Origin of the sequence: Nocardia callitridis (assembly GCF_039543305.1) — a bacterium.
In the GTDB taxonomy this organism is placed as follows: Bacteria; Actinomycetota; Actinomycetes; order Mycobacteriales; family Mycobacteriaceae; genus Nocardia; species Nocardia callitridis.
This window is the reverse complement of sequence record NZ_BAABJM010000004.1, coordinates 425,248-447,701: the sequence shown is the minus strand read 5'-3', so window position 1 is coordinate 447,701 and position 22,454 is coordinate 425,248. Positions and strand designations below refer to the sequence as shown.

General features: G+C 66.8%; 17 protein-coding genes. 6 read left to right on the top strand and 11 right to left on the bottom strand.

The genetic code is table 11. From position 1 onward, the window contains the following. Window positions 1-19 precede the first annotated feature (19 nt). From ABEA50_RS22310 to ABEA50_RS22290, 5 genes are read right to left on the bottom strand one after another with little or no spacing between them, the layout of a single operon-like run. Window positions 20-1,120 (bottom strand): alpha/beta hydrolase, encoded by a 1,101-nt coding sequence (locus tag ABEA50_RS22310; protein ID WP_345497618.1) that lies wholly within the window; start codon window positions 1,118-1,120, stop codon window positions 20-22. Further along, window positions 1,120-2,079: a glucosyl-3-phosphoglycerate synthase gene (locus ABEA50_RS22305; RefSeq protein WP_345497617.1), complete on the bottom strand. Its 960-nt coding sequence runs from the start codon at window positions 2,077-2,079 to the stop codon at window positions 1,120-1,122. The genes ABEA50_RS22310 and ABEA50_RS22305 overlap by 1 nt, the downstream gene beginning before the upstream one ends. 36 nt (window positions 2,080-2,115) lie before the next feature. Continuing rightward, a complete protein-coding gene (locus ABEA50_RS22300) occupies window positions 2,116-4,011 on the bottom strand; it encodes an ArnT family glycosyltransferase (protein ID WP_345497616.1) in 1,896 nt (631 codons plus the stop codon). After that, window positions 4,008-5,678 (bottom strand): MFS transporter, encoded by a 1,671-nt coding sequence (locus ABEA50_RS22295; RefSeq protein WP_345497614.1) that lies wholly within the window; start codon window positions 5,676-5,678, stop codon window positions 4,008-4,010. Before ABEA50_RS22295 ends, ABEA50_RS22300 begins: the two co-directional genes overlap by 4 nt. Next, a complete protein-coding gene (locus tag ABEA50_RS22290) occupies window positions 5,675-7,099 on the bottom strand; it encodes a condensation domain-containing protein (protein WP_345497613.1) in 1,425 nt (474 codons plus the stop codon). The genes ABEA50_RS22295 and ABEA50_RS22290 overlap by 4 nt, the downstream gene beginning before the upstream one ends. Window positions 7,100-7,549: 450 nt before the next feature. On the opposite strand from ABEA50_RS22290, the gene ABEA50_RS22285 reads away from it, so the two are divergent. Then, the gene (locus tag ABEA50_RS22285) at window positions 7,550-8,569 is read left to right on the top strand and encodes an alpha/beta hydrolase (protein WP_345497612.1); all 1,020 of its coding nucleotides are present in this window, start codon (window positions 7,550-7,552) and stop codon (window positions 8,567-8,569) included. Between the two features lie 210 nt (window positions 8,570-8,779). Here ABEA50_RS22285 and ABEA50_RS22280 read toward each other — a convergent pair whose 3' ends face one another. Further along, window positions 8,780-9,220, bottom strand: a complete 441-nt coding sequence (locus tag ABEA50_RS22280; protein ID WP_345497611.1) for a hypothetical protein — start codon at window positions 9,218-9,220, stop codon at window positions 8,780-8,782. 430 nt (window positions 9,221-9,650) lie between these two features. Between ABEA50_RS22280 and ABEA50_RS22275 the strand changes: the two genes are divergently transcribed. Then, complete coding sequence (locus ABEA50_RS22275; protein WP_345497609.1) at window positions 9,651-10,886, top strand: PucR family transcriptional regulator; 1,236 nt, start codon at window positions 9,651-9,653, stop codon at window positions 10,884-10,886. A 379-nt stretch (window positions 10,887-11,265) separates the two neighbouring features. Beyond that, window positions 11,266-13,524 carry a glycosyl hydrolase family 65 protein gene (locus ABEA50_RS22270; RefSeq protein ID WP_345497608.1) on the top strand — a complete coding sequence of 753 codons (2,259 nt, stop codon included), beginning with the start codon at window positions 11,266-11,268 and terminating at the stop codon, window positions 13,522-13,524. A 54-nt stretch (window positions 13,525-13,578) separates the two neighbouring features. Here ABEA50_RS22270 and ABEA50_RS22265 read toward each other — a convergent pair whose 3' ends face one another. After that, entirely contained in the window at window positions 13,579-14,997 is a 1,419-nt protein-coding gene (locus tag ABEA50_RS22265) for an amino acid permease (protein WP_345497716.1), read from the bottom strand. A 420-nt stretch (window positions 14,998-15,417) separates the two neighbouring features. Here ABEA50_RS22265 and ABEA50_RS22260 point away from each other — a divergent pair, with 420 nt between their 5' ends. Continuing rightward, a complete protein-coding gene (locus ABEA50_RS22260) occupies window positions 15,418-16,206 on the top strand; it encodes a siderophore-interacting protein (RefSeq protein WP_345497607.1) in 789 nt (262 codons plus the stop codon). A gap of 28 nt (window positions 16,207-16,234) precedes the next feature. Here ABEA50_RS22260 and ABEA50_RS22255 read toward each other — a convergent pair whose 3' ends face one another. Genes ABEA50_RS22255 through ABEA50_RS22245 form a run of 3 tightly spaced genes read right to left on the bottom strand, consistent with a single transcriptional unit; the run spans window position 16,235 to window position 18,985 of the window. Then, entirely contained in the window at window positions 16,235-17,341 is a 1,107-nt protein-coding gene (locus ABEA50_RS22255; RefSeq protein WP_345497605.1) for an ABC transporter substrate-binding protein, read from the bottom strand. Beyond that, window positions 17,302-18,189 (bottom strand): ABC transporter permease, encoded by an 888-nt coding sequence (locus ABEA50_RS22250; RefSeq protein WP_345497603.1) that lies wholly within the window; start codon window positions 18,187-18,189, stop codon window positions 17,302-17,304. Before ABEA50_RS22250 ends, ABEA50_RS22255 begins: the two co-directional genes overlap by 40 nt. Beyond that, window positions 18,179-18,985: an ABC transporter ATP-binding protein gene (locus ABEA50_RS22245; protein ID WP_345497601.1), complete on the bottom strand. Its 807-nt coding sequence runs from the start codon at window positions 18,983-18,985 to the stop codon at window positions 18,179-18,181. The genes ABEA50_RS22250 and ABEA50_RS22245 overlap by 11 nt, the downstream gene beginning before the upstream one ends. Window positions 18,986-19,131: 146 nt before the next feature. On the opposite strand from ABEA50_RS22245, the gene ABEA50_RS22240 reads away from it, so the two are divergent. Continuing rightward, window positions 19,132-20,829 carry a sensor histidine kinase gene (locus ABEA50_RS22240; protein ID WP_345497715.1) on the top strand — a complete coding sequence of 566 codons (1,698 nt, stop codon included), beginning with the start codon at window positions 19,132-19,134 and terminating at the stop codon, window positions 20,827-20,829. Continuing rightward, window positions 20,802-21,482 (top strand): response regulator, encoded by a 681-nt coding sequence (locus ABEA50_RS22235; RefSeq protein ID WP_345497599.1) that lies wholly within the window; start codon window positions 20,802-20,804, stop codon window positions 21,480-21,482. Before ABEA50_RS22240 ends, ABEA50_RS22235 begins: the two co-directional genes overlap by 28 nt. 42 nt (window positions 21,483-21,524) lie before the next feature. On the opposite strand, the gene ABEA50_RS22230 is transcribed toward ABEA50_RS22235, so the two are convergent. Continuing rightward, window positions 21,525-22,061 (bottom strand): LppP/LprE family lipoprotein, encoded by a 537-nt coding sequence (locus ABEA50_RS22230; RefSeq protein WP_345497597.1) that lies wholly within the window; start codon window positions 22,059-22,061, stop codon window positions 21,525-21,527. Window positions 22,062-22,454 lie beyond the last annotated feature (393 nt).

The following is a 22,454-nucleotide window of genomic DNA, read 5'->3' as shown; positions in this document are numbered from 1 at the left end:
CTCACACGGCGAGACCGAATCAGCCGGTCGGCCCTTCCTCGGAATCCTTGTCGGAATCCCCCGCCGCTCCCGACACCTCCGCGGCCTTCGCCGCCATCGCCTTCTCGAATTGCGGCCACGAGTTGTAGAGATCCTGCTCCCAGTACGCCCAGGAATGCGTCCCCGACGGTCGCAAATCGAAAGTCGCGGGGATCGCCAAATCATCGAAGCGCGTCTTCAACTGGTCGGTGCACATCCGCATGACCGCCTCGAGCGGCGCACCGAACAGCAACGAATAGGCCAGGTGTGCCACATCGCCGCGCGCGCCCTCGAGAGTGTCGAGCGGGCCAGGAGCACCCGTACCCGCCGACACGTAGATGCTCGTGCCACGCAACTCGTCCGCGTGCAGGTAGGGGTCATTGGCCGCCCACGCGGGATCATTCGGCGCACCCCACATGTTGGAGGCATTACCGAACTGCCGCGCGACCACCGCGTTCACCATCGCCTGCCCCTGCTCGTCGCTGGTACGCACGCAGCCGCTGTAGGAACCGAGGCCCTGGTACAACCCCGGCTTGGCGAGCGCGAGCTGAAACACCGAGGTACCCGACATCGACAGCCCGGCAATGGAATTCGTGCCGTTGCCGTTGAATGCCTTGTCCACCACCGGCGGTAGCTCCTCGGTGAGGAAGGTGCGCCACCGCAGCTTGCCCAACAGTGGGTCGTCGCGCTGCCAGTCGGTGAAGTAGCTACCGCCACCGCCGATCGGGATGACGACGTTGACCTGCTTGTCCTTGAAGAAGTCCACGAGGTCGGTCTCGTCCAACCAGTTGCCCTCGGTGCCGCCGTTGGCCCCGTTGAGCAGATACATCGTCGGCGCTGGCTTGCTCTCGTCGGCGGCGCGCAGCACCAGCAGATCGATCGATCGGTTCATCGACGCCGAGTAGGCATGCGCCTGCACCAATTTCGGAGTCTCGTGCCGCACATCGATCAGATGCGAGCCGTTAGCCGACACCGCATCGGGGAACGGGGACGGCGGCGGCGGATCCGCCAGCGCCGCACCGGGCTCCACGCCGAGTGCGGCGGCAAGCAGTACCGTCGTCAGCAACACGCGACACCGCCGCCGGGTCGCTCGGTTGGACATCATCGTGCTCCTATCTCCGGGAACGCCATCGAATATGACGTCGCGCCGTCGATGAGTGGCGGCGACGGCGTTGCCATCGGCGGACGGTCCTGCGCCGAGACACCGGTGGTGGTCGGTTGCCAGGTCGACCCGTGTGGAAGGTACTGCGTCAGGCCGATTCCCGAGTCGGCGATGCCTGTTCGCCCGAACAGGGTGGCAACGATCTGGCGGCTCATCACCGCCAACTCGTGCGTCGGGCGATTGCGGTGGATACGGATGCCGAGGTCGACCTGGCCGATGGCCTCGATTCCGTACCGCAACCAGGCATCGACGAGAATACCGATCTCCACGCCGTAGCCGGGCGCGAACGGAATACTTGTGAGTAACTCACGAGTCGCCGCATATTCGCCGCCGAGCGGTTGGAGAATCTCACCAAGCTCGGGCAGCAATGCGGTCAGCAACGGCCGCGCCAGCAACTGCGTCACCCGCCCGCCGCCGCTGTCGCCGGGGCCCGCACCGGAGAGCGGACGCCGGTAGAAACCCTTCACCAGATGCACCCGCTCGTCGAAGAGCAACGGCGCCAGCAACGCGGGGACGAACTTCGGGCTCGGCTCGATCAGATCGGAATCGACGAACACGATCAGGTCGCCGGACGCGACATTCAGTGAGCGCCACAGCACCTCCCCCTTCCCCGGTATCGGCGCCACATGCGGCAGTGCCTCTTCCCTGGTGTACACGGTGGCACCCGCGGCGCGGGCGCGCGCGATCGTCTCGTCGGTCGACCCGGAATCGACCACGATCAGTTCGTCGACGAGCGACCCGACCAGCTCGCGGATCGAGTCGATCACCCCGGCGACCGTCTCCTGCTCGTCGAGCGCGGGCAGGACCACCGAAACGGTGCGGTTGTTCTTGCGTTCGACCAACTCGTCGAGCGACCAATCCTGGTCGAACCAGGTCGCGCGGTGGTTCGGCGGCGTCATCGGTGGGGTGTTCCTTTCAGTTGCCGAGTCCGACGCTCACAGACCGGGGTCGAGAACGTCGGTGGTCGTCGCCGCCCAGATGGCGGCCCAGTTCCGGATGGGGCGCTCGCAGCGCCACACCGTGACATGCCGGGTGATTCCCGGGAATCCGAGCGGGTCGTCCAGGCCAGCGATCGGCTCCAGCCGCGAGAAGTTCTGGCGCAGCCGCGCTTCGGCATCACCGGCGGTGACGTACAGCGCGATCGTCGCGGCATCGGGCGGGGTGGCGAAGCGGGCGAATCCGCGGTTGGGACTGTAGACCGCGGGCAGACCGTCGGCACCGAGCCGGTCGATCGCGCTTGCCTGCCAATAGTTTTGGGCGACGATCACGGTTCGCGCCCGTTTGTCGGGATCGAGACCGCGATAGGCGGCCTCGACGGTGTCGACCAGTTCCGGCCAACCGGTGGTACCGAATGTCCGCATTCTGGTAGATAATTCGGCTTGGGTCTCGGTGGGCGTGCGCAGTCCGTCGAGCGGACGCGGCAGGCCGAGCACCACCGTCAGCGTGATCGCCACCGAGACGGCGACCACACACGCCGAGCCGAGCCGAGCCCATCGGCTCGACAACCGATCCGCCGCGGCCACGGCGCCGACGGCGAAGACCACCGGCAGCACGACCGCCAGATAGTACGGGCGCCCGCCCGCGACCACGACGAACACGAGTTGCACCAGCACCGCGCCGAGCACCCACCGATATGGCTGGAACCGCCCGTCGCGCAAGAGTTTCCACAGACCGTAGAGCGCTAGCAGCCCGCCGAGCAGCCCGACGAGCGTCGCCAGCTGCACCGGCAACCCGAGCGCGCCACCCATCGCCGCGCGTTGCTCCGCCCGGATCACCGCGCTCATACCGAGTTGCGGCCATCCGTGCCCCGCCTGCCACAGCAGCCCAGGTGCCGAGGCGGCCGCGAATACCGCGGCGGCGGCCCAGAGCGCGGGTCGGCGCAGGACCGCGCGCGGGCCGAAAACCAGAACGCCGAGCGCGATTCCGGCGAGCAGGATCGGCACCAACAACTTCACCTGCATATCCAGCGCCGCCAAGACGCCGACGGCGAGCAACGCGCGGTCCCCGCGTGTCCTGGTCCAGCGCACCAACGCCAGGACGATGGCGGCCGACAAGGTGGTGTCGAACGCGAACGTCGACAGTGTCGCCGACTGGGTGACCAGAAAAGGACAGCTCGCATAGGCCAACGCGGCCAGTGTCTGCGCCGCGCGTCCGCCGCCGAGTTCCCTGGCGATCGCCGCCGCGACAACGACCGCGACCACACTGGCCACGATCGCCGGAATACGCAGCACGACAGTCGATCCCGGCGCGATCAGGTCGGCAGCTCGTGCGATCAACGGCACCAGCGGCCCCTGATCGACATAGCTCACCGCGAGCCGATGACCCGCGGACAGGAAGTACAACTCGTCGCCGAAGAAGCCGTAACGCCCGGCACGCGCCAGCAGCACGAGCGCCGTCACCGCGACGACCACGCACACCGGCCACCAAGCGAACGCGGGCAGCGCTGTGGATATTTTTTTGGTGCCGGGCCCTGTCATGTCAGGCCCTGTCATGTCAGGCCCCGTCATGTCAGACACCACCGTGCCCCGCACCACCGCGCCGGACACCGCCACGTCAGAGACTCCCGTGCCAGGCCCCGTCATGTCGGACACCACCGCGCCGGGTACCGCCACGTCAGAGACCACCGTGCCAGGCCCCGCCGTGTCGGACACCACCGCGCCTCGCACCACCGCGCCGGACACCGCCACGTCAGAGGCTCCCGTGCCAGGCCCCGCCGTGTCGGACACCACCGCGCCTGGCATTACCCCGGACACCACCGCGCCAGACACCGCCGCATCGGGGTCGCCCGCAGTGTCAGCGTCAACGGGCGCTGCTGATTTCGCCTCGGTCATGCCCGGCTCCCACTCGCGCGCGGCAACCACAGGGTGAGCACGGTCGTGGCGAACGACAGTGCCGCGACCACCCACAGCACCAGGGTGAACGCACCGAGGAAGGTCTGCCCGGCAGCCTGGCGTCCCGCCGCGTCGAGGTCGGCGGCCCCGACCGCCGACGAGCCGACGCAGGTGTCGGCCCGCAGGCGCGGCGCGGGTGCGGTCAGCGCGCGTCGCGCGCACTCGGTGAACCCGTCGACCGCGCTCGCATGCGACCCGGCGGGCACGCCGGATTCGGTCAACCGTTGCGCGAGAACGACTCCCGCGCGCTCGGTCGACTCGGGGGTGGCGCCGCCGACCTGATGGAAGAAGAGCACACTGATCGCCGCGAGCCCGACCGCGCTGCCGATCTGTTGGATCGTCGGCACGATTCCGGACGCCGAGCCGGTGGTCTGCTCCTCCACCCTGCTCAACATCAGTGCGGGCAATGCCGAAACCAGCAGCCCCATCCCCATTCCGGCGAGGAACACCGAGCCACTCAACTCCCGAAGCGAAACGGTGGCGTCCGAGGGAGTGATCGTCGCCGCGACGCAGGTGATCCCGATCGCGAACAATCCAACACCCACGGTCGCCGCGCGACGACCGAGTCGTGCGACGACGAACGGCGAGCCGACCGCGCCGATCACCGCGCCGACCGCGAACGGCGCCATGGTCAGTCCGGTGCGCATCGCGGTGAAGTGCAGCCCGTCCTGCGCGGTCACCGACACGGTGAACAGGAACCCGGCGAACATCCCGAAGAACACCGCCGTCGTGATCGCACCGATCAAGAAGGTCCGATCGCGGAACAACTCGCCGCGCAGCAAGGGGATCGCGCCCGTTCGGGCGTACCAGCGTTGCTGGACAACGAATACCGTCAACACCAGCACACCCACGCCGAGCAGCACGAAATACCCTGGCGCCCAACCGTTCTCCCTGCCGACGGCCAACGGGTAGATCACCAGCAGTGTCCCGGCCATGGACAACGCGACACCCACCAGGTCGAGTCGCTCGTGCGTGGCCTGTCGGCCCACGTGCAGGTAGCGGCGAGCCAGTACGAAACCGATCAGGCCCAGCGGCACGTTGAGCAGGAAGATCGCGTGCCAACCGAGCCCGAACGGATTCATCGCGATGATCACACCGCCCAACATCGGACCGATCACCGCGGCAAGGCCCGAGGCCGCCGCGTAGATGCCGAAGGCAATGGGCTGCTTGGCCTTCGGGAACGAATGGCTGATGATCGCGATGGTCTGCGCCGACATCGCCGCCGCCGCGACCCCCTGGAACCCTCTGGCCACGACCAGCTCGGTCGCACCACCGGCCAGACCGCACCAGACCGAGGCGAGCACGAAGGCGACGATGGCGCTGGAGAACATCCTGCGGCGTCCGACCAGGTCGCCGATGCGTGCCGCCGTCATCAGCGAACAGGCGAAGGTGAGGCTGTAGAGCGTCACGACCAGCACCTGCGCCGAACCGGGCGCGTCGATGTCCTCGGAAATACTCGGCAGCGCGGTATTGACGATGGTCAGATCGAGCATCTGCATGAACACCGCGATCAGGCACGCACCCAACGCACCCCAGGCGGCGGCCGTGATGCCGGGCGCCCGCTCAACGACCTCGGAACCGGCCGATTCGGCCGGCGGGGTGATCATGACAGCACATCGACCCGCATCGCGTAGTCCCCTTCGGCGGCGACCGTCGCGAAGATGCCACGGAAGATCTCCTGGAACCGCCCGATCGCCGCGTGCGCCTGCGGTGTGTCGGGGAACATCACGCTGAGCTTGGTCACATCGATGAACCGGTTGACCCAGATGTAGACCTCGGTGGAATTGCCTCGGCTGGCGAAGAATCCGCCGTCGATCTTGTCGAACATCTCCACCCCCTCCATCTTGCGCACATCGACGAACGACAACATGCGAGCCGACCAACCCGGCCTGGTTCGAATGCCACTGTCCGGGGTGACCAGCTCGAACGCGCGGTAGAGCGAGACATCGTTGAGTTCCCTGCCCGACTCCTGCGCCTGTTGCGCGACGGGAACGAGCGAGGAGAAGCTCGCCTGCGGCGCGACGTCGAAGGCGACCGGCACGAGGCTCGTGTACCAACCCACCGAGCCCGCCTCCCCCGAGGTGGCACGGGTATTGGCCGGGGTGAGCCCGAAATACCAGTCGTTGCCCGAGAGTTCGGCCTCGGCGAGCGCCTGCGCTGCGAACAATCCGCCGATGAACCGGCCGCCATGTTCGGCGCAGACCTGCTCGAACCGCAGCATCTGTCCCTCGGTCGCGAGTTCGATGTCGAGGAAGGCGCTTCCGCTGTTGGTGGTCTCGTCCGTCACGCCGAGATCGGCGGGAAAACCGGGAATGTCACCACCGTTGCGCTGCAACAGATCCACCCAGGTCTTGATCTTCGGGGAGTCCCACGTCAGCTGTGCGGTGGCCGCGCGTTCGCGTTCGCTGAAGGCGATGTGGCCGTCCACCGGCGCCGAGGGCGCCTTGCCAGCGGAGAGCACGTTGCCGTAGAGGGTCAGCAGATCGACGCAGGTCAGACCCTGCGCCATGCCGTCGGTGTGCAGATGGTCCACCGCACCGTAGAGGGTGAACGACCCTTCGTGCTCGATCACACCGAAGGTGAAGCAATCCCATCGCAAGGCATTGGGGGTCCCCGACTCCACCTGGGCATGGATCGCCTCGACCGAGTCCAGGTAGCCGTGCTCGGTCGGCGCGACATCGATGATGTCGGGATCGATCACGTGCCGGACGATGCTCCCATCGTCGCGCTGGGCGAACCAGCTGGAGAACGTGTCGTGACGACGCAGAAACGCGTTGAAGGTCTGCGTCAGCGCGTCGAGGTCGGCGACACCCGGCACGGTGAATACGACCGTACACAGCCGCGATCCGCGCCACTGCGGACTTGCGGTCCGGTACGCCGTGCGCAGGTATTCCTCCTGCTGGTGCGACGGTGGTGTCGCATGCCGAGGGGCACGCATCGCCGCCTCGAGCGATTGTGGGGTAACCGACCAGCTGGTGAGCTTGCCGGGATTGGGTCGCCATTCATCGATGAACCCGAAATTGACCACAGATGCCCTCGATTCGCGCAGCGGGAGGGTGCCGTCGAGCGGTTGTCACCGTTCGAAAACACCAGGCCCGGCAGCACGATCCCGAGGTCGCGTCGCACACCGAGGTGCTCAACGTTGTTCCGAGCAGAACCGGCTGCCGGTGGTAGTCGACGATCACGCCGATCGACACCACCACGATCACCGAGTTAACGACATCACTCACCCGATCGCCATGCGGCCGAGGAAATCTTGTGATCCGACCCAGAGCGAAAGATGGCGCACTGGTCGTATCTCCTAATAACCCATGAAACCGCTTGTCGCACTCTTGGATTGCGACATACCGTTCTACGCGCACAGCCAAGACCACCGAAAACACCCCCGAGGAGGCGTCGAGTGCTCGACCGTGCCACAAGGCAGTCCCGCAACGGGATCGCCCGTCGCGCATGCCGCGTCATGCCGATACTGGTAACCGTGGGACTGACCGCGGCGTTGCCGAACGCCGCTGGCGCGCAGCCGTCCGAGCACCAGGCACCCGTCAGCATCCCGGAGCTGACCGCCGCCGCCCTGCCCGCGCCGGACACCTCGCACCTGGTCGCCGTCAAGCCGGACAAGGGGCGGATGCTGGACGTGACGGTGTATTCGCAGGCCATGGCGAAAAACATCACGCTCAAGGTGCTCCCCGCACCCGACGGTTCGGCCCCCGCGCACACGCTGTATCTGCTCAACGGCGGCAGCGGTGGTACCGAGGGCAGCAACTGGCACACCAAGACCGACGTCGACGGTTTCTTCGCCGACAAGCAGGTCAATGTGGTGATCCCGGTCGGCGGCGAGGGCAGCTACTTCACCGACTGGAAGGCCGACGATCCCGACCTCGGACGCCAGCAATGGAAAACCTTCCTGGTCGACGAACTGACGCCGATCATCGACAGCGCCTTCCACGGCTCGGGCGGCAACTCCATCGTCGGCATCTCGATGTCGGCCACCTCGGTGTTCCAGCTGGCGATCGCCGCACCCGAGACCTACCAGGCGATCGGTTCCTACAGTGGTTGCGTGGGGACCAGCGATCCCGCGGGCAAGGCCATGACCCAGGCGGTCGTTACCCGTTGGAACGGCAACCCCGACAACATGTGGGGCCCCGGCAGCGACCCGGCGTGGGCGGCCAACGACGCGTTCGTGAACGCCGACAAGCTGCGCGGCACCACCATTTACGTGGCCGCGGGCACCGGAACGGCGGGTGAGTTGGACACGCTGGACGGCCCGAATATCGACAACGGCGGGACGCTGATCGGTCAGCTGGTCAGTGGTGGTGTGTTGGAGGCGGTGATGCGCCAGTGCTCGCTGCAATTGCAGAATCGGCTCGCGGCGTTGGACATTCCCGCCACCTTCGAATTCCGCGACACCGGCACCCACTCCTGGGGTTACTGGCAGCAGTATCTGCACAATTCGTGGCCGTCGTTCAAAGAGGCGATGGACCGCAAGACCCAGTCGTAGCGCTGGCTCGAACGCGGGTGCGCAGGGGTAGGTTCCCGCAACAAACAGCACCGCGCGACAAACAGCGCACACCGAGCAGATCGAAACCGTAAGCGCCTGGCGGCCTTACGGTTTCGATCTGCTCGGTGCTGATTTACCCAGTGTGGCCGATTTACCCGGCGTCGCCGTTCCGTGTCGCCCTGCCCAATGTCGCCGCGGCCGCCCGCCGCACTATGGCGTCGCCACGGCGTAGGCACGCGACACCGCCGAATTCAGCAGGCCGAGAAAGCCCGACAGGGTGTCCGGCTCGGGCTCGGCGCTCTGTTCCCGCTCACAGTCGGCTTCCGCGACGGTGACGGTGACTACCGAGTCTTCGCAACGTTGCAATGCGGCGGTCACGCCATCACTCACCACCGCGTGCACCGCCTCGATCGGGATGCCGGCGAGTGCGCACTCGGTGGCCGCGCGCTCGAACCATCCGAGTGCCACGATGCCCGACGCCTCCGCGGCGTCCACCAGAACCAGTGCCTGCTCGAAGCCTGCCTTCAGCAAGGCGTCCGGACTATGTTGCGGGTGGGGGTCGATAAAGTTCCGGTCGAGCCCCGAGGGTTCGGGTACTCGGTTCGACCGGTCTATCCCAGCCCAACCCTCGTCGTGCGGGCCGATGCTCATCAGCACTCCCTCCGCGTCGCCCTCCAGCATTCGACGGTACGGGCTGAACTGGTCTCCTTCGAGCTGACCGGGAGCTTTCGGCAAATGAACGAACAGGTAGCGGCACCGTTTGTGATAGTTCCCTACCGCCACTAACGTTACCCACCAGTAACTATGCAGGGCGCGGGCGCCGCTGCCACCACCGCGGTTGTGCGGGGTCACAACCCATAGCTCCCGCGTATGCACCGGGCAAAACGGGCATGCCGACCAACCGGAGGTCCAACCGCACCCACAATTCGAAACCTCGAAGTCGGAAACTGGCCTTATGACCTGTCACAGCGTTCCCGCCACGCGGTTCGACAAAACTCAGAACCCGTAGCGGACCCCCTCGGGACGCGACCACGCGGGTTAGCGTGATGTGCTCAGCTCGGGGATGGAAGGAAGTCTGTCAATGACCATCACCAGTACCACTCGTCAGGACCTCATCGTTTCGGGGCGACCGATCACCTCGTCACTACAGGATGTGTGGGCGCTCTCGCGCACGATGGTCGGCCACTTCGTCGAGAACGTCGTTCCCTGCCGCACTTTGCCCGGCGAAGCCATCAACGGTGACATCACCACCATCACCCGCGTCTGTCTCGAATTGGCCGTCAGCATGCTCGACGGCAGCGACATTCCGGAGAAGACACAGCAACTGCACAATGCCGCGGGAGCGTGGGCACGCGAAGGCATCCCGATCGACACCATCCACCACGCCGTACACGAGGGCTGCAAGCTCGGTTTCGACATGATCCTCGCCAATGCCACCGCCGACGACTTCGAGAACCTCAAGACGATCAACCGTAGGCTGCTGGAGGTACTCGACACCATCACCTCCACCGTCTCGCGCGCCTACGTCAAGGAATTGCGTTCGGTGGTCAGCGAACACCATACCGCCGCACACACCCTCACCTCGGCGCTGCTCGGCGGGCACCCCACCTCCACCATGGCGCGCGAATGCGGCATCGAGATCGCGGCGTCGTATTCGGTGCTGGCGGTGACGATTCCGCCGCATCCGGAGGAACGCAATCCCCGCGTCAACCAGCAGGTGGTCGCCCGCCGTAAGCTGCGTCGGTTGCAGGCCGAGCTCGCCAAACAGTGCGGCCACGGCGTGCTCGCGCTGCTCAGCGTCGACGGCGGCACCATCCTGCTGCCCGAGAAGCTGGTCACCGCACTGGATCTGGACGCACTCGTCGAACACCTCACCCACGCCGCCCAGGTTCCGGTGACCGCGGCCGTCGTCGAGGCGGCCCCCTCGGAGGTACCCTCCGCCGCCGACCAGGCCCACGAACTGCTGGACATGGTGCAGCGCCTGCACTGCATGCGCGGCCTCTACCGATTCGACGACCTGGCGTTGGAATACCAACTCACCAGGCCGGGACCGGGACTCGACCGGTTGCGAACCCTCTTGGACCCGCTCGACGAACACCCGGAACTGCTGGAGACGTTGCAACGCCACATCAGCAACAACCTCAACCGTCAGCGCACCGCGCGTTCGCTGCACGTGCACACCAACACCGTCGACTACCGACTCAAGCGCGTCGGCCAGCTCACCGGATTCGACCCGTCCCAGTCCTCGGGTGTCTGGTACCTGCGCTCGGCGCTCATCGCACGCAGCTACCGCAAGCCGGGCGCGCTACCCGGCTGACCCCCTCGGGCCCGCCCCACGCCCCGAAGACGGCCGCGACCAGGCGACGATTCTTCGGTGCGAGCGCCATCGACACGAGAACCGGTGTGCCGCACCCGGATCGGGAAGTCCTGTCCTGGGTCGGGTGCACTACGTACGCGCTGGCCATGGGCGGCTCGGTGTTCTTGTTGGACGCGTGGGTGCCCCGACCACATCAACGAACGCAGCACGCACACTCGATCCCTGAGCGGACCGACACTCCGACCCGCACCGTGTCCAGCCGGTTCAAGCCGCAGCCTCGAGCAGCACGCACACTCGACCCTCCCCTGCGCGAACCGGCACTCGCGCCGAGCGGCGAAGGTGCCGGGTAGGCAGCGTTACCGCGGATACAGTCTTGGCCATGCCGTCGATGATTCGCGTGCTTGTGACCTGCGCAGTTCTTCCGATGACGTTCGCGCCAGCGGTGACCATCGGCACGCTACCGGCCTCGGCGGCGCCGCTCGACGAGTGGTCGTCGGTCGCGGAGACGTTCGAACCCACCGACTTTCACGCGGCACCCTATCTGGGCAACGGACACCTAGGTACCGTCCTGCCGCCGAGCGGGGGCGGGTATTTCGATTACGGGCCCGGCGTCCATACGTCGTTTCCGCTCGAGCAGTCGCGCTACACCGGGACCTATCTCGCGGGTTTCTACGCGCGCCAACCGGGTTCGTGGAACAACACCCAGGTGATCGCCGCGCTGCCCGCGTGGTCGGGCTTCGCCCTCGACGTCGCCGGACACACCTACCGTCCCGACGTCGATCCCGCTACGGTGCGAAACTACCGACAGACCATGGACTTTCGGTCCGCGACGGTCACCACCGAGCTCACCTGGTCGCCGGATGCCGACCACGACGTCGAATTGCGCTACGACACCTTCGTTTCCAGGTCGCGGCCCGATCTCGCCGTCGCACGGCTGACGCTGACGCCCGGCTGTTCCGGCGAACTCGCCGTCACCGATTCGCTCGACACCACCGCTGCCCGTCGGGTGACGCCGATCGCGCGGGAGACCGACCCGGTCGATGGCCGCAGCACCGTCGGTGTGCGGGCCGACGGCACCGCCGACACCGCCTTCCTCGTCTCCACCCTCGACGCCCCCGACGACTCCCGCCGTGTTCCCGTCGAGGAAGGTCTGCGGCTCAACACTGATGTCGCTGCGGGACAATCCTATTCGTTCACCAAGTATGTCGGTATCGCCGCCACCCCGGACGGCCCCGACCCGAGGGAACTTGCCACCTCGGCTTCCGAGCAAGGACACGAGAACGGCTTCGAGCAGCTGCACGCCGAGCATGTCGCGGAGTGGGATCGGTTGTGGAAGCCGAGCATCGAGATACCCGGGCGCGCCGACTACCGGCGCTGGATCCACACGGCTTTGTACTCGGTCCTCGCCAGTGTGCGTGCGGGACAACGGTGGTCGGTGCAGCCCGCGGGGCTGTCCTCCGACGACTACGGCGGCCTCACCTACTGGGATGCCGAGACCTGGATCTACCCAACGCTGCTCGCCCTCTACCCCGACCTCGCGCGCACCATCGTGGACTTCCGCGCCGCCGCGCTCGACCAGGCGAAGGCGAACGCTCGCGCCTACGGCCTGCCCGGCGCGCTGTATCCCTGGGACGACGGACCTGCCCAGCGGTGCGCCTCGCCCGCGGTATGCGGGCTGGTCGAGGAGCACTTGCAGAACGAGATCGCGCTCGCGCATTGGCAGTACTACCTGGCGACCGGCGACGAACAGTGGTTGCGCACGGCGGGCGCGCCCGTGATCATGGCGATCGCCGACTATCTCACCGCACGCATCGGACCGAAACTCCCCGACGGTCGGTATCACTACGCGCCCGTCGGCGGTGCGGACGAATACGTGGCGACCTCGATCGACAACGCGCTCACCAATGGCGGCGTCATGCACACCATGCGTACCGCCAGTGAGGCCGCCGCGACGGTCGGCGCACCGGTCGACCCGCGCTGGGCCGATATCGCCGCGCATATGGCGATGCCCGGCGACATCGCGCCCGGCGTGCCCGCCGAATACCTCGGCTACACCGGCGCCCCGATCAAGCAGGCCGATACGGTCCTGCTGAGTTATCCGTTCGACTATGCCACGCAGGGGTATTCGCCCGAGGCGACGATGCGTTATTACTTCGACCGCACTGATCCCGACGGACCGAACATGAGCAATGCGGTCGGCGCGATACTGAGCTCCGGCCTCGACCCGTGCCGTACGCAGGGATTTCTCGACGCCTCGGTGGTGCCGTACGCGCAGGAGCCCTACGGCCTGCATTCCGAGGCGCGCGGCGAGCGCTCCGGCGCGAACGCGGTCGGTGGGTCCGCGCGGGTCTTCGTCACCGGTGCGGCGGAATTCCTGCAAGGGCTGCTCTATGGACCGACGGGCTTGCGCTGGACCGAGGCGGGCCCGCGCCTGGATCCCCTGCTGCCCACGGGTTTTCCGGACGGAATGACCGTGCGCGGCTTGGCCGTTCGCGACAGCAGGCTCACGGTGCGGATCGAGCGGCGGTCCACGACGGTCAGCCTCACCGCCGGTGACGCGGTCGCCGTCGATACTCCGGTTGGCCCGAAAACCGTGACCGCACAGGCGCCGGTACAACTGCCAACACGTTCGTGCTGACCCACCGCGATGGTGGGTCGGCACGAACGTCGTTTTCGGCGAACCGAATGAGCGTCAGCGGTGATCGGTCGTCGCCACCGGCGTATCAGCGTCGTTGTTCACGACCGCCTTCATCACGAAGTACCCGATGGTCACCAGCACGCCCCAGCCGACACCGACCGCGACGGCGGTGCGCCCACTCTCGGTGAAGAACAGCAGCACGACCACCATCGCGAGGAACGCCAGCGCGATCACCGTGGTGACCGGTGCGCCGGGCAGTCGGTAATCGCTCGCGGGCAATTCACCGCGCGCGACCTTGGCGCGGTAGAGCAGGTGGCAGACCAGGATCATGCCCCACACGAAGATGATGCCGATGGTGGATACCGAGGTGATGTAGGCGAACGCCTTGTCCGGGGAGATGAGATTGACGATCACGCCGATCACCATGGCGCCCGCCGAGATGATGATGCCGACGTGCGGCACCGCGCGCGAGCTGAGCTTGCGCAAGGCGCCGGGCGCTTCGCCGTGCAGCGAGAGGGTGCGCAACATGCGGCCGGTGGAGTAGATACCGGAGTTGCACGACGAGAGCGCGGCGGTGAGCAGCACGAAATTGATGATGCCCGCGGCGCCGGGGATGCCGATCTGCTGGAAGACCTCGACGAACGGGCTCTTGCCCTCGTGGAAGTTGCGCCAGCTCGACACCGACAGGATCACCACGAGCGCGCCGACGTAGAACAGTCCGATCCGGAACGGCAGCGTGTTGATCGCCTTACGCAGGGTCTTGCGCGGCTCCCGCGCCTCCCCCGCCGTGACGCCGACGAGTTCGACACCGACGTAGGCGAACAGCACGATCTGCAACACCAGCAGCGACTGACCGAAGCCGGTCGGGAACACGCCACCGTCGGCCCAGAGGTTGGTGACCGTCGGGTCGGCCGCGTTGCCGAAGCCGATGATCAGCACGCCGATACCCAGCAGGATCATGCCGATGATCGCGACGATCTTGATCGTGGAAAACCAGAACTCGCCCTCGCCGAACAGCCGCACGGAGATCAGATTCGCGAAGAACATCACCGCCAGCACCACCAGCGCGGTGATCCACGGCGCGATATCGAACCAGTACTGCACGTACTTGCCCGCGACGGTGATCTCGGCCATGCAGGTCGAGACCCACACCGCCCAGTACGACCAGCCGGTGACGAAGCCCGCGTAGCGACCGACGAATTCGTGCGCGTATTCGGCGAAACTGCCGGAGACCGGGCGGTAGGTGAGCAGCTCACCGAGTGCCCGCATGATCACGAAGATCACCAGGCCCGCGGCGAGGTAAGCCAGGATGAGGCCGGGTCCGGCCTGCTCGATCGCGCCACCCGCGCCGTAGAACAGGCCGGTGCCGATCGCGCCGCCGATGGCGATCATCTGAATGGTGCGTGGATTCAGTCCACGCGAATAGCCTTCGGAGGGCCCGGACTCGGGCGAGCCGCCCGGCGTCCCGGCCATTCCAGCGTCCGTCAACTGACGGTCGGAGGCTGTCATACTTGTGGGTCCTTCCCAGACACGCGGTGGCGTCGGACCCGAAATGTCCGCTCGCCGAATGGAACTCGAACGCCGATTGGACAGCCACCGGCCTCGAGACATCGACACGCTACCGCCACGACCACCGATTCGCCGGGTAACGAGCCAGCAACCGGGTGCAACGCCCCGAAAAGTTCACGGTTCAGAAATACACCCCGCGCCTACGGCCGACCCACCGGACCCTGGGTCTACGCGTCACACCTACACCGAGGATGCGGCCGCGAACAGGGCCGACGAGGATGGTGGGCGAGGGCGGCCGTGCCCGAGCCACGATCACGGCAAGGTAGGGTTTATAAGGCAACCCTAACTAATTTTGAACATTAAGAACACCGGGAGGATCATCTCATGGCACGACCACGCACGACGTTCACCGTGCAGCGCACGGAGTGGTTGACCCAACATCTGATCCGGGTCTACCTCGGCGGACCAGGATTCAGCGCGTTCCAGCCGAGCGAGTTCACCGACTCCTACGTCAAGTTCATCTTCCCGCGCGACGGTATCGACGTGCTGCGCACCTACACCGTGCGCTCGGTGGACACCGAGGCGGGCGAGCTGGCCGCGGACTTCGTCTTCCACGGCACCGAAGGCATCGCGGGACCGTGGGCGGCCGCGGCGAAGCCGGGCGACACCATCGACGCCTTCGGCCCCGGTGGCGCCTACTCGCCGCGCGCGGACGCCGACTGGCACCTGCTCGCGGGGGACGAATCGGCACTGCCCGCCATCGCGGCCGCACTGGAGGCCATGCCCGAGGGCGCGGTGGGCCAGGTGTATCTGGAGGTGGCCGGGCCCGACGACGAACTGCCCCTGCGCAATCCCGCGGGGCTCGAGGTGACCTGGCTGCACCGGGGTACGCAGGCACCCGGCGAACTGCTCGCGGAAACCGTCCGCGCCGCGCCGTGGTCGGAAGGCAACGTCCAGGTGTTCGTGCACGGCGAGGCGAACGCGGTCATGCACGGCATTCGCCGCTACATCCGCAAGGAACGCGGTATCTCCGCGCAATGGGCCAACTCGATCTCGGGGTACTGGCGGCGCGGGCGCACCGAGGAAGGCTTCCGGGAGTGGAAGTCGGAGCTGGCGGCGCGGGAAACCACCCAATCCGGGGCCGAACAGGCAGCAGCGTCGGCCGGTAGCTGATACCGGCCGACGCCACGCACGCGCGTCGCTACTGTGGCGCGCGTGCGGCCTGCTCGACGAATCGTGTCGTGTAGGTCTTCGACAGATCGATCCGATCGCGTACCGGCTGCACGTTCTTCGAGTACTTGCCGAGGATGTCCAACACGTTCCGCGCGCCTTCGGCTTTCATCACGCCGTCGCCGTTGAACATGCCGATCGAGTCCCGGATCGACTGGACGTACAGGGCGGGATCCCCACCCGCATACTGAGCGGGCATCTTCTCGGCGATCTGTTCGGGGGTGTGCGCCTTGATCCAGCCCAATGTCCGCACGAACGCCGATGCGAGCTTGCCGACGATCTCCGGATGCGCGTCGATCATCGCGCAGCCCATATACAGCGACGCCGCCGGATACAGGCCGCCGAGCGCGGCACGGGTGCCCTCCTCGGTACGCATGTCGAGCAGGACACGGGCCTCACCCGAGTTCACCATTTGCGCGACAGTCGGGTCGGTGGTCATTCCCGCGTCGATGCCGTCGTGATTCATGCCAGCGATAAAGGTCTGGCCCGCACCGACTTTCACCCTGGTGTAGTCCTCGGTGGACATGCCTTCCTGCCCCGCGAGCGCCTGGGTGATGAAGTCGGTCGAGGAGCCGAGCGAAGTCACGCCGAGGTTCTTGCCGCGAAAATCGGCGGGCGAGGTGATGCTCGCGGCGTCTTGCGCGGACACCAATTGCACTTCGCCCGGCACATCCGCCAACTGCACGACCGACTGGATGCACTGCTCCTTGGCCTGTAGGTCGATGGTGTGGTCGTAGAAACCCACCACGCCCTGCACATCGCCCGCAAGCAACGCCGTTTCGGCGGTCGCGCCGGACTGCTCGCCGAGCAACTGGACGTCGATATCGGCGTCCGCGAAATAGCCGAGACGTTCGGTGAGCATCGCGGGCAGGTAGATCACCTTCTCCAATCCGCCGACCATGATCGTGATCTGCGGCCGACCGTCCTTCATCGGGATATGCCGCGAATCCCGACAACCGGTCGCCAGCAGCAGCGAGGCGACGACCACCACCACCGCGACGACCCGCCTGCGGTACTTGCTTGCCGAATACCGCATGCTCAGACCGCCTGACTCGCGCTCGCCTGCGAAGGCCGCCATCGCAGCAACTTGCTCTCCGCGACGCCGATCAACCCTTCGGCGAGCAACGCGATGACGGTGATCACGATCATGCCCGCATAGATGCCCGCCGAGTCGAAGGTGCCCTGCGCGTTGCTGATCAGCAGGCCCAAACCCTTGCTGGCCCCGGCGTATTCACCGACGACGGCGCCGATCAACGCGAAGCCGAACGCGGTGTGCAGGCTGGACAGAATCCAGGTGGTCGCACTGGGTAACACGATCGACACCAACACCTGTCGACGTCCCGCGCCCAGAATGCGCGCGTTGTTGATGACATTGCCGTCCACTTCACGCGCGCCGGTGAAGGCGTTGAAGAACACCGCGAAGAACACCAGCACCACCACGGTCGCGACCTTGGAGCTGAGGCCGAGACCGAACCAGATGATGAACAGCGACGCCAGCACGATACGCGGAACGGCGTTGAGCGCCTTGATGAACGGCGCGAGCACGTCCGACCAGTAGCGGCTACGGCCGAGCAGCACGCCGAGGACGACACCGGCGACCGTGCCGATGACGAAGCCGAGCACCGCCTCCTGCACCGTGGTGTAGATCTGCAACCAGATCGACCCGAATTGAGTGCCCTCGGTGAACCATTCGATCAGCCGCTCCCAGATCAGCGACGGCTTGGAGTAGAAGAACGGATCGATCCACTTGGTCGCCGTGAGCTCCCAGGAGCCCAGCCACAACACGATCAGTGCCAGGCGCAGCCCCCAGGTGCGCAGCCGCACCTGCCTGGCCTTACCTCGCACGCGTGCGAGGATCTGTTCTTCGGTTTCGTGTACCGGCACCTCGGCCGGTTCCGACGCGCGGGTCGTCACCTCATGCGACACGGTCGGCTCCCTTCGCTCGCGCCGCCTCGACCTGATCGCGCAGCGTCTGCCAGATCTCCTGGTAGATCGCGCGGAACTCGGGCGTCAGGCGCACCTCTTCGACACTGCGCGGACGCTCGAGCCCGACGGTGAAGTCGCCACACACCGTCGCCGGACTCGCCGTCATCACGATCACCCGGTCGGCGAGCACGATCGCCTCCTCGAGATCGTGGGTCACGAAGATCACCGCGGCACCGGTGCCCGCCCACACTCGCAGCAGCTCGTCCTGCATGAGTTGGCGCGTCTGCACGTCCAGCGCACTGAACGGCTCGTCCATCAGCAGGATCTCCGGCTCGTTCACCAGGGTCTGCGCCAACGACACCCGCTTGCGCATGCCGCCGGAGAGCTGGTGGGGGTAGTAGCTCTCGAATCCGGCCAAGCCCACGATGCGCACCCATTCCGAAGCCTTCGCTCGCGCCTCGGATTTCGAGGCACCGCGCAGCTTCGGACCGAACGCGACATTGTCCAGCACGCTCTTCCACGGCAGCACCGCGTCCTGCTGGAACATGTAGCCGACACCCTCGGGGATGCCGTCCACCGCACGCCCGCGCACGGTCGTCTGTCCCGCCGAAGCGGGTTCCAGACCCGACACCAGCGACAGCGTGGTCGACTTCCCGCACCCGGTCGGGCCGACCACGGCGACGAATTCGCCCGGTGCTACCTGGAAGTCGAGATCCTTCACGGCGGTGTGAATGCCGCCGCCTGAGCCGGGGAAACGCTTCGTCGCGTTCCGCAGCTCGATGAGTGGTTCGGTCATTGCCCTCATTCCTGACAGTCGAGATAGAGGGAACCTATGTGGCGGGGCCCACAGTTCAGTGCTTGTGCGCACAACCCGCGCAAACGGTGGATTCGCTGTTTCTGCGCATTCTGCTCATCGCCATCGCCGTGGTTTATGCTCCGGCCATGGCCATCGAAGCGGCACCGGCCTTGCGGTTGCGTACACAGGTTCTGCTGTTGCAGATCGTGGTTGTCACGCTCACCCTCGGTGTCACCTTCGCGGTCTTCGGCTACGTCAGCGATCAGCGGCTGCACGACGCGTTCGGCCAGCGCGCGCTCGCGGTCGCCAGGACCGTCGCCGCCGACCCCGCCGTGCGCCTCGGCGTCGCCGGGTACGCACCCGGCGACATCGGCACCGATCCGCGGACGCGGCGCACGCTGGCCGAAGGCCCGCTGGAGCAGCTCGCCGTCGACGCCACCGTCCGTAATGACGCCCTGTTCGTGGTGATCACCGACGACTCCGGCATGCGCCTGGCCCACCCCGATCGAGGCCGCTTGGCCGAGCACGTGAGTACCGATCCCTCCGACGCGCTCGCCGGACACGAGGTGATCGTCCAGGAGGAGGGCACCCTCGGCGACTCTGTGCGCGCGAAAGTCCCTGTGCTCGCACCTGATTCGGACCGCGTAGTCGGACAGGTGAGCGTCGGGATCAGCACCGGCGCTGTACGCGATCAGCTGCTCGACGACCTGCGGACCGCCGGGATCCTGGTGGCGCTCGCGCTGGCCGTCGGCATCGCCGGTTCGATCTTGCTCGCTCGTCGCTGGCGCGGACTCACCCTCGGCCTCGAACCCGCGGAACTCGCGGAGTTGGTGCGTGGTCAGGCGGCGGTACTGCACGGCATCGGGCGCGGCGTGCTCGCCGTCGACGCCGGATGGCGCATCACCTTCGTCAACGACGAGGCCAGCCGATTGCTCGGCATCGACGCGCCGATCGGGCAGCCGGTCGAAGCGGTCGGGCTCACGCCGAGGGTGCTCGAGATCTTCCGCGGCCTCGCCGAAGCGCCGACCACGGCCACGGTCGGTTCGCACATCGTGGTCATCTCCGCGCGCAGGGTGACCCACGACGGTCACGACCTCGGCGCCGTACTCACCGTCCGCGACCGCACCGACGTGGAGGCACTCACCCGCCAACTCGACGCCGTGCAGTCGATGAGCACCGTGCTGCGCGCGCAACGCCACGAATTCTCCAACAAAATGCACCTGGTCAGCGGACTGCTGCACGGTGGACACACCGAGGAGGCCGCGCGCTCGATCGACGAGCTGATCGGCGCAGGCCCCCTGGGTGCGGCCACACCGGGCATCGACGCCATCCACGACGCCTACCTGCAAGCCTTCCTCGCCGCCAAAGCAGCGCACGCCAGGGAGAACGGCGTCGAACTCGTACTCGGCCCCAACACCTGGGTGGACGGCAGCCTCGCCGACCCGGTGGACGTCACCACCGTGCTCGGCAACCTGCTCGACAACGCCATCGAGGCCGTGCGCGGCACCGCCGATACCGGCGGCCTGGTGGAAGTGGAACTCGTGCAAGAGGATTCGACCTTGCACATCACCGTCGCCGACAGTGCCGACGGTGTCGCACCCGAGGTTGCCGAGGTGTTGTTCACCGAGGGCACCTCAACGCATGTCGACGACGAGATACCCGGTGGGCGCGGTGTCGGGCTGGCGTTGATCCGCCAGATCGCCCGCACCCATGGCGGAGACGTGCGGTTGTCCAGTGCTGGAGGCGGCAGCGCGCCGCTGACCGGCGCCGAATTCATCGCCCGCATTCCGGGCGTGCTGATCGACAGTGAGGTGCCATGGCCACGCCAGCCCCGTCGGATCTGACCGTCCTCGTCGCCGACGACGACTTCCGGGTCGCCGACCTGCACGCGGGGATCGTCGAGGCGATGGCGGGATTCGCCGTCGCCGGCACCGCGAACACCCTCGTCGCCGCGCGCGATCTCCTGACACGAACACCGGTGGACCTCGCGCTGGTCGACGTCTACTTTCCCGACGGCTCAGGTATCGATCTCGTTCATGAACTGCACTGCGACAGCATGGTTCTCACCGCATCGACCGACACAGTGACCGTGCGCGCCGCGGTCTCGGGCGGCGCACTCGGCTACCTGGTGAAGCCGTTCCCGCCCACCGAGCTGGCCACCCGCCTCGCCGGGTACGCCCGGTATCGTCGGCTACTGTCCGCACCGCAGGTCGACGGCGCTTCGGTGGCAACGGCTCTGCGCGCACTACACCCGCCCTCGGTGCCGTCGACGCCAGCCATGGTCGCCACGTCCCCCACCAAAGACCTTGTCCTGCACTCGATTATCGAAAGCGGCGCGGCCTTGTCCGCAGCGGAAGCCGCGGCAGCTATCGGCATTTCCCGTGCCACCGCGCAACGGTATCTCGCCACGCTGGTCGGCGAGGGCATCGTCCGCATGCGACTGCGCTACGGCAGCACCGGCCGCCCGGAACAGGAATACTTCGCCCCGGCGCGATGATTGGGTCGCGGCGACCCACCGCCGAATACGGCTGAGCCGCGATCAGTTCGGCGGTGTGCCGATCGTCTCGACCTTCGTGCCGTCCCAGTGGTAGCCGACGGTGGTCACGGCGCCGTCGTTGCAGGCTGTGCAGGTGCCGGGTGCCCGGTAGGCGATCACGACGGTGTCGTCCGTGCTCGCGGAGGCGTCCAGAGAAACGAGACCGTAGGCCTTCTGGGTGGCGGTGCCGACGTATTCACCCTGGTGGAACAGCAGCACGTGGTTCGGTGAGCTGCCGGTGGCGCCCTCGATCGAGACGATCGCGGTCGACAGGGTGGCGCACGGGTCGAAGTTGCCCTGGAATCCCGCGGGGTTGGTCGACCAGCCTCGGCCGGTCTGTGGTTCGGTCGGCAGGGTCGCGATGGCGTCCTGGATGGTCTGCGAGGCCAGATCGACCCCGCAGTCCTGGGAGATCTCGCTGGTAGCCACGATCGGTGTTTGCTCGGCGGCAGCCGAGGTGTCGGCGCCGGCGCAGCCCGCGCTCGCGACAACGGTGAGTCCGGCGAACAAGCCGACGAGGACGGGTCGAGGTAGCCGCATCACGGGTATCCCCTTTCAGGTTGCCGACCGGTTCGTACCGTGGTCAACAGCGACGAACCGGTTCACTTTCACCATAAACAGGGTGTCCATCGCAGACACCTCCGAAACCTGGTCGAGCGTCGGCTGCTCTTCCGGCCGACCTGTGTCACGCTGACGAGACACGTTGCCGTGCACTCGGTTTCGCCGGGTAGTGCAGCGCACGTCGGAAGGTATGTCTTGGCGTCGGCTTCGATCGTTACAAACAGGCGCTCACTGCCGGTCATGACGGTGTTCCACGCGCCGCAATGCCCGAGACAGGGGGTCGGCATCCCGCGAATCCCGTACCGCCCACTCGGCGATGTGTGAGCACAGCCGCACTGCGCCCCGGCGCGAGGAATCGCGGTTTTCCAGACC

What these genes read in the sequence shown, in the direction of transcription:
- ABEA50_RS22310 (WP_345497618.1), bottom strand. Translation starts at nt 1,120, where the DNA reads ATGTCCAACCGAGCGACCCGGCGGCGGTGTCGCGTGTTGCTGACGACG.
- ABEA50_RS22305 (WP_345497617.1), bottom strand. Translation starts at nt 2,079, where the DNA reads ATGACGCCGCCGAACCACCGCGCGACCTGGTTCGACCAGGATTGGTCG.
- ABEA50_RS22300 (WP_345497616.1), bottom strand. Translation starts at nt 4,011, where the DNA reads ATGACCGAGGCGAAATCAGCAGCGCCCGTTGACGCTGACACTGCGGGC.
- ABEA50_RS22295 (WP_345497614.1), bottom strand. Translation starts at nt 5,678, where the DNA reads ATGATCACCCCGCCGGCCGAATCGGCCGGTTCCGAGGTCGTTGAGCGG.
- ABEA50_RS22280 (WP_345497611.1), bottom strand. Translation starts at nt 9,220, where the DNA reads ATGAGCATCGGCCCGCACGACGAGGGTTGGGCTGGGATAGACCGGTCG.
- ABEA50_RS22275 (WP_345497609.1), top strand. Translation starts at nt 9,651, where the DNA reads ATGACCATCACCAGTACCACTCGTCAGGACCTCATCGTTTCGGGGCGA.
- ABEA50_RS22270 (WP_345497608.1), top strand. Translation starts at nt 11,266, where the DNA reads ATGCCGTCGATGATTCGCGTGCTTGTGACCTGCGCAGTTCTTCCGATG.
- ABEA50_RS22265 (WP_345497716.1), bottom strand. Translation starts at nt 14,997, where the DNA reads ATGGCCGGGACGCCGGGCGGCTCGCCCGAGTCCGGGCCCTCCGAAGGC.
- ABEA50_RS22260 (WP_345497607.1), top strand. Translation starts at nt 15,418, where the DNA reads ATGGCACGACCACGCACGACGTTCACCGTGCAGCGCACGGAGTGGTTG.
- ABEA50_RS22255 (WP_345497605.1), bottom strand. Translation starts at nt 17,341, where the DNA reads ATGGCGGCCTTCGCAGGCGAGCGCGAGTCAGGCGGTCTGAGCATGCGG.
- ABEA50_RS22245 (WP_345497601.1), bottom strand. Translation starts at nt 18,985, where the DNA reads ATGACCGAACCACTCATCGAGCTGCGGAACGCGACGAAGCGTTTCCCC.
- ABEA50_RS22240 (WP_345497715.1), top strand. Translation starts at nt 19,132, where the DNA reads ATGGCCATCGAAGCGGCACCGGCCTTGCGGTTGCGTACACAGGTTCTG.
- ABEA50_RS22235 (WP_345497599.1), top strand. Translation starts at nt 20,802, where the DNA reads ATGGCCACGCCAGCCCCGTCGGATCTGACCGTCCTCGTCGCCGACGAC.
- ABEA50_RS22230 (WP_345497597.1), bottom strand. Translation starts at nt 22,061, where the DNA reads ATGCGGCTACCTCGACCCGTCCTCGTCGGCTTGTTCGCCGGACTCACC.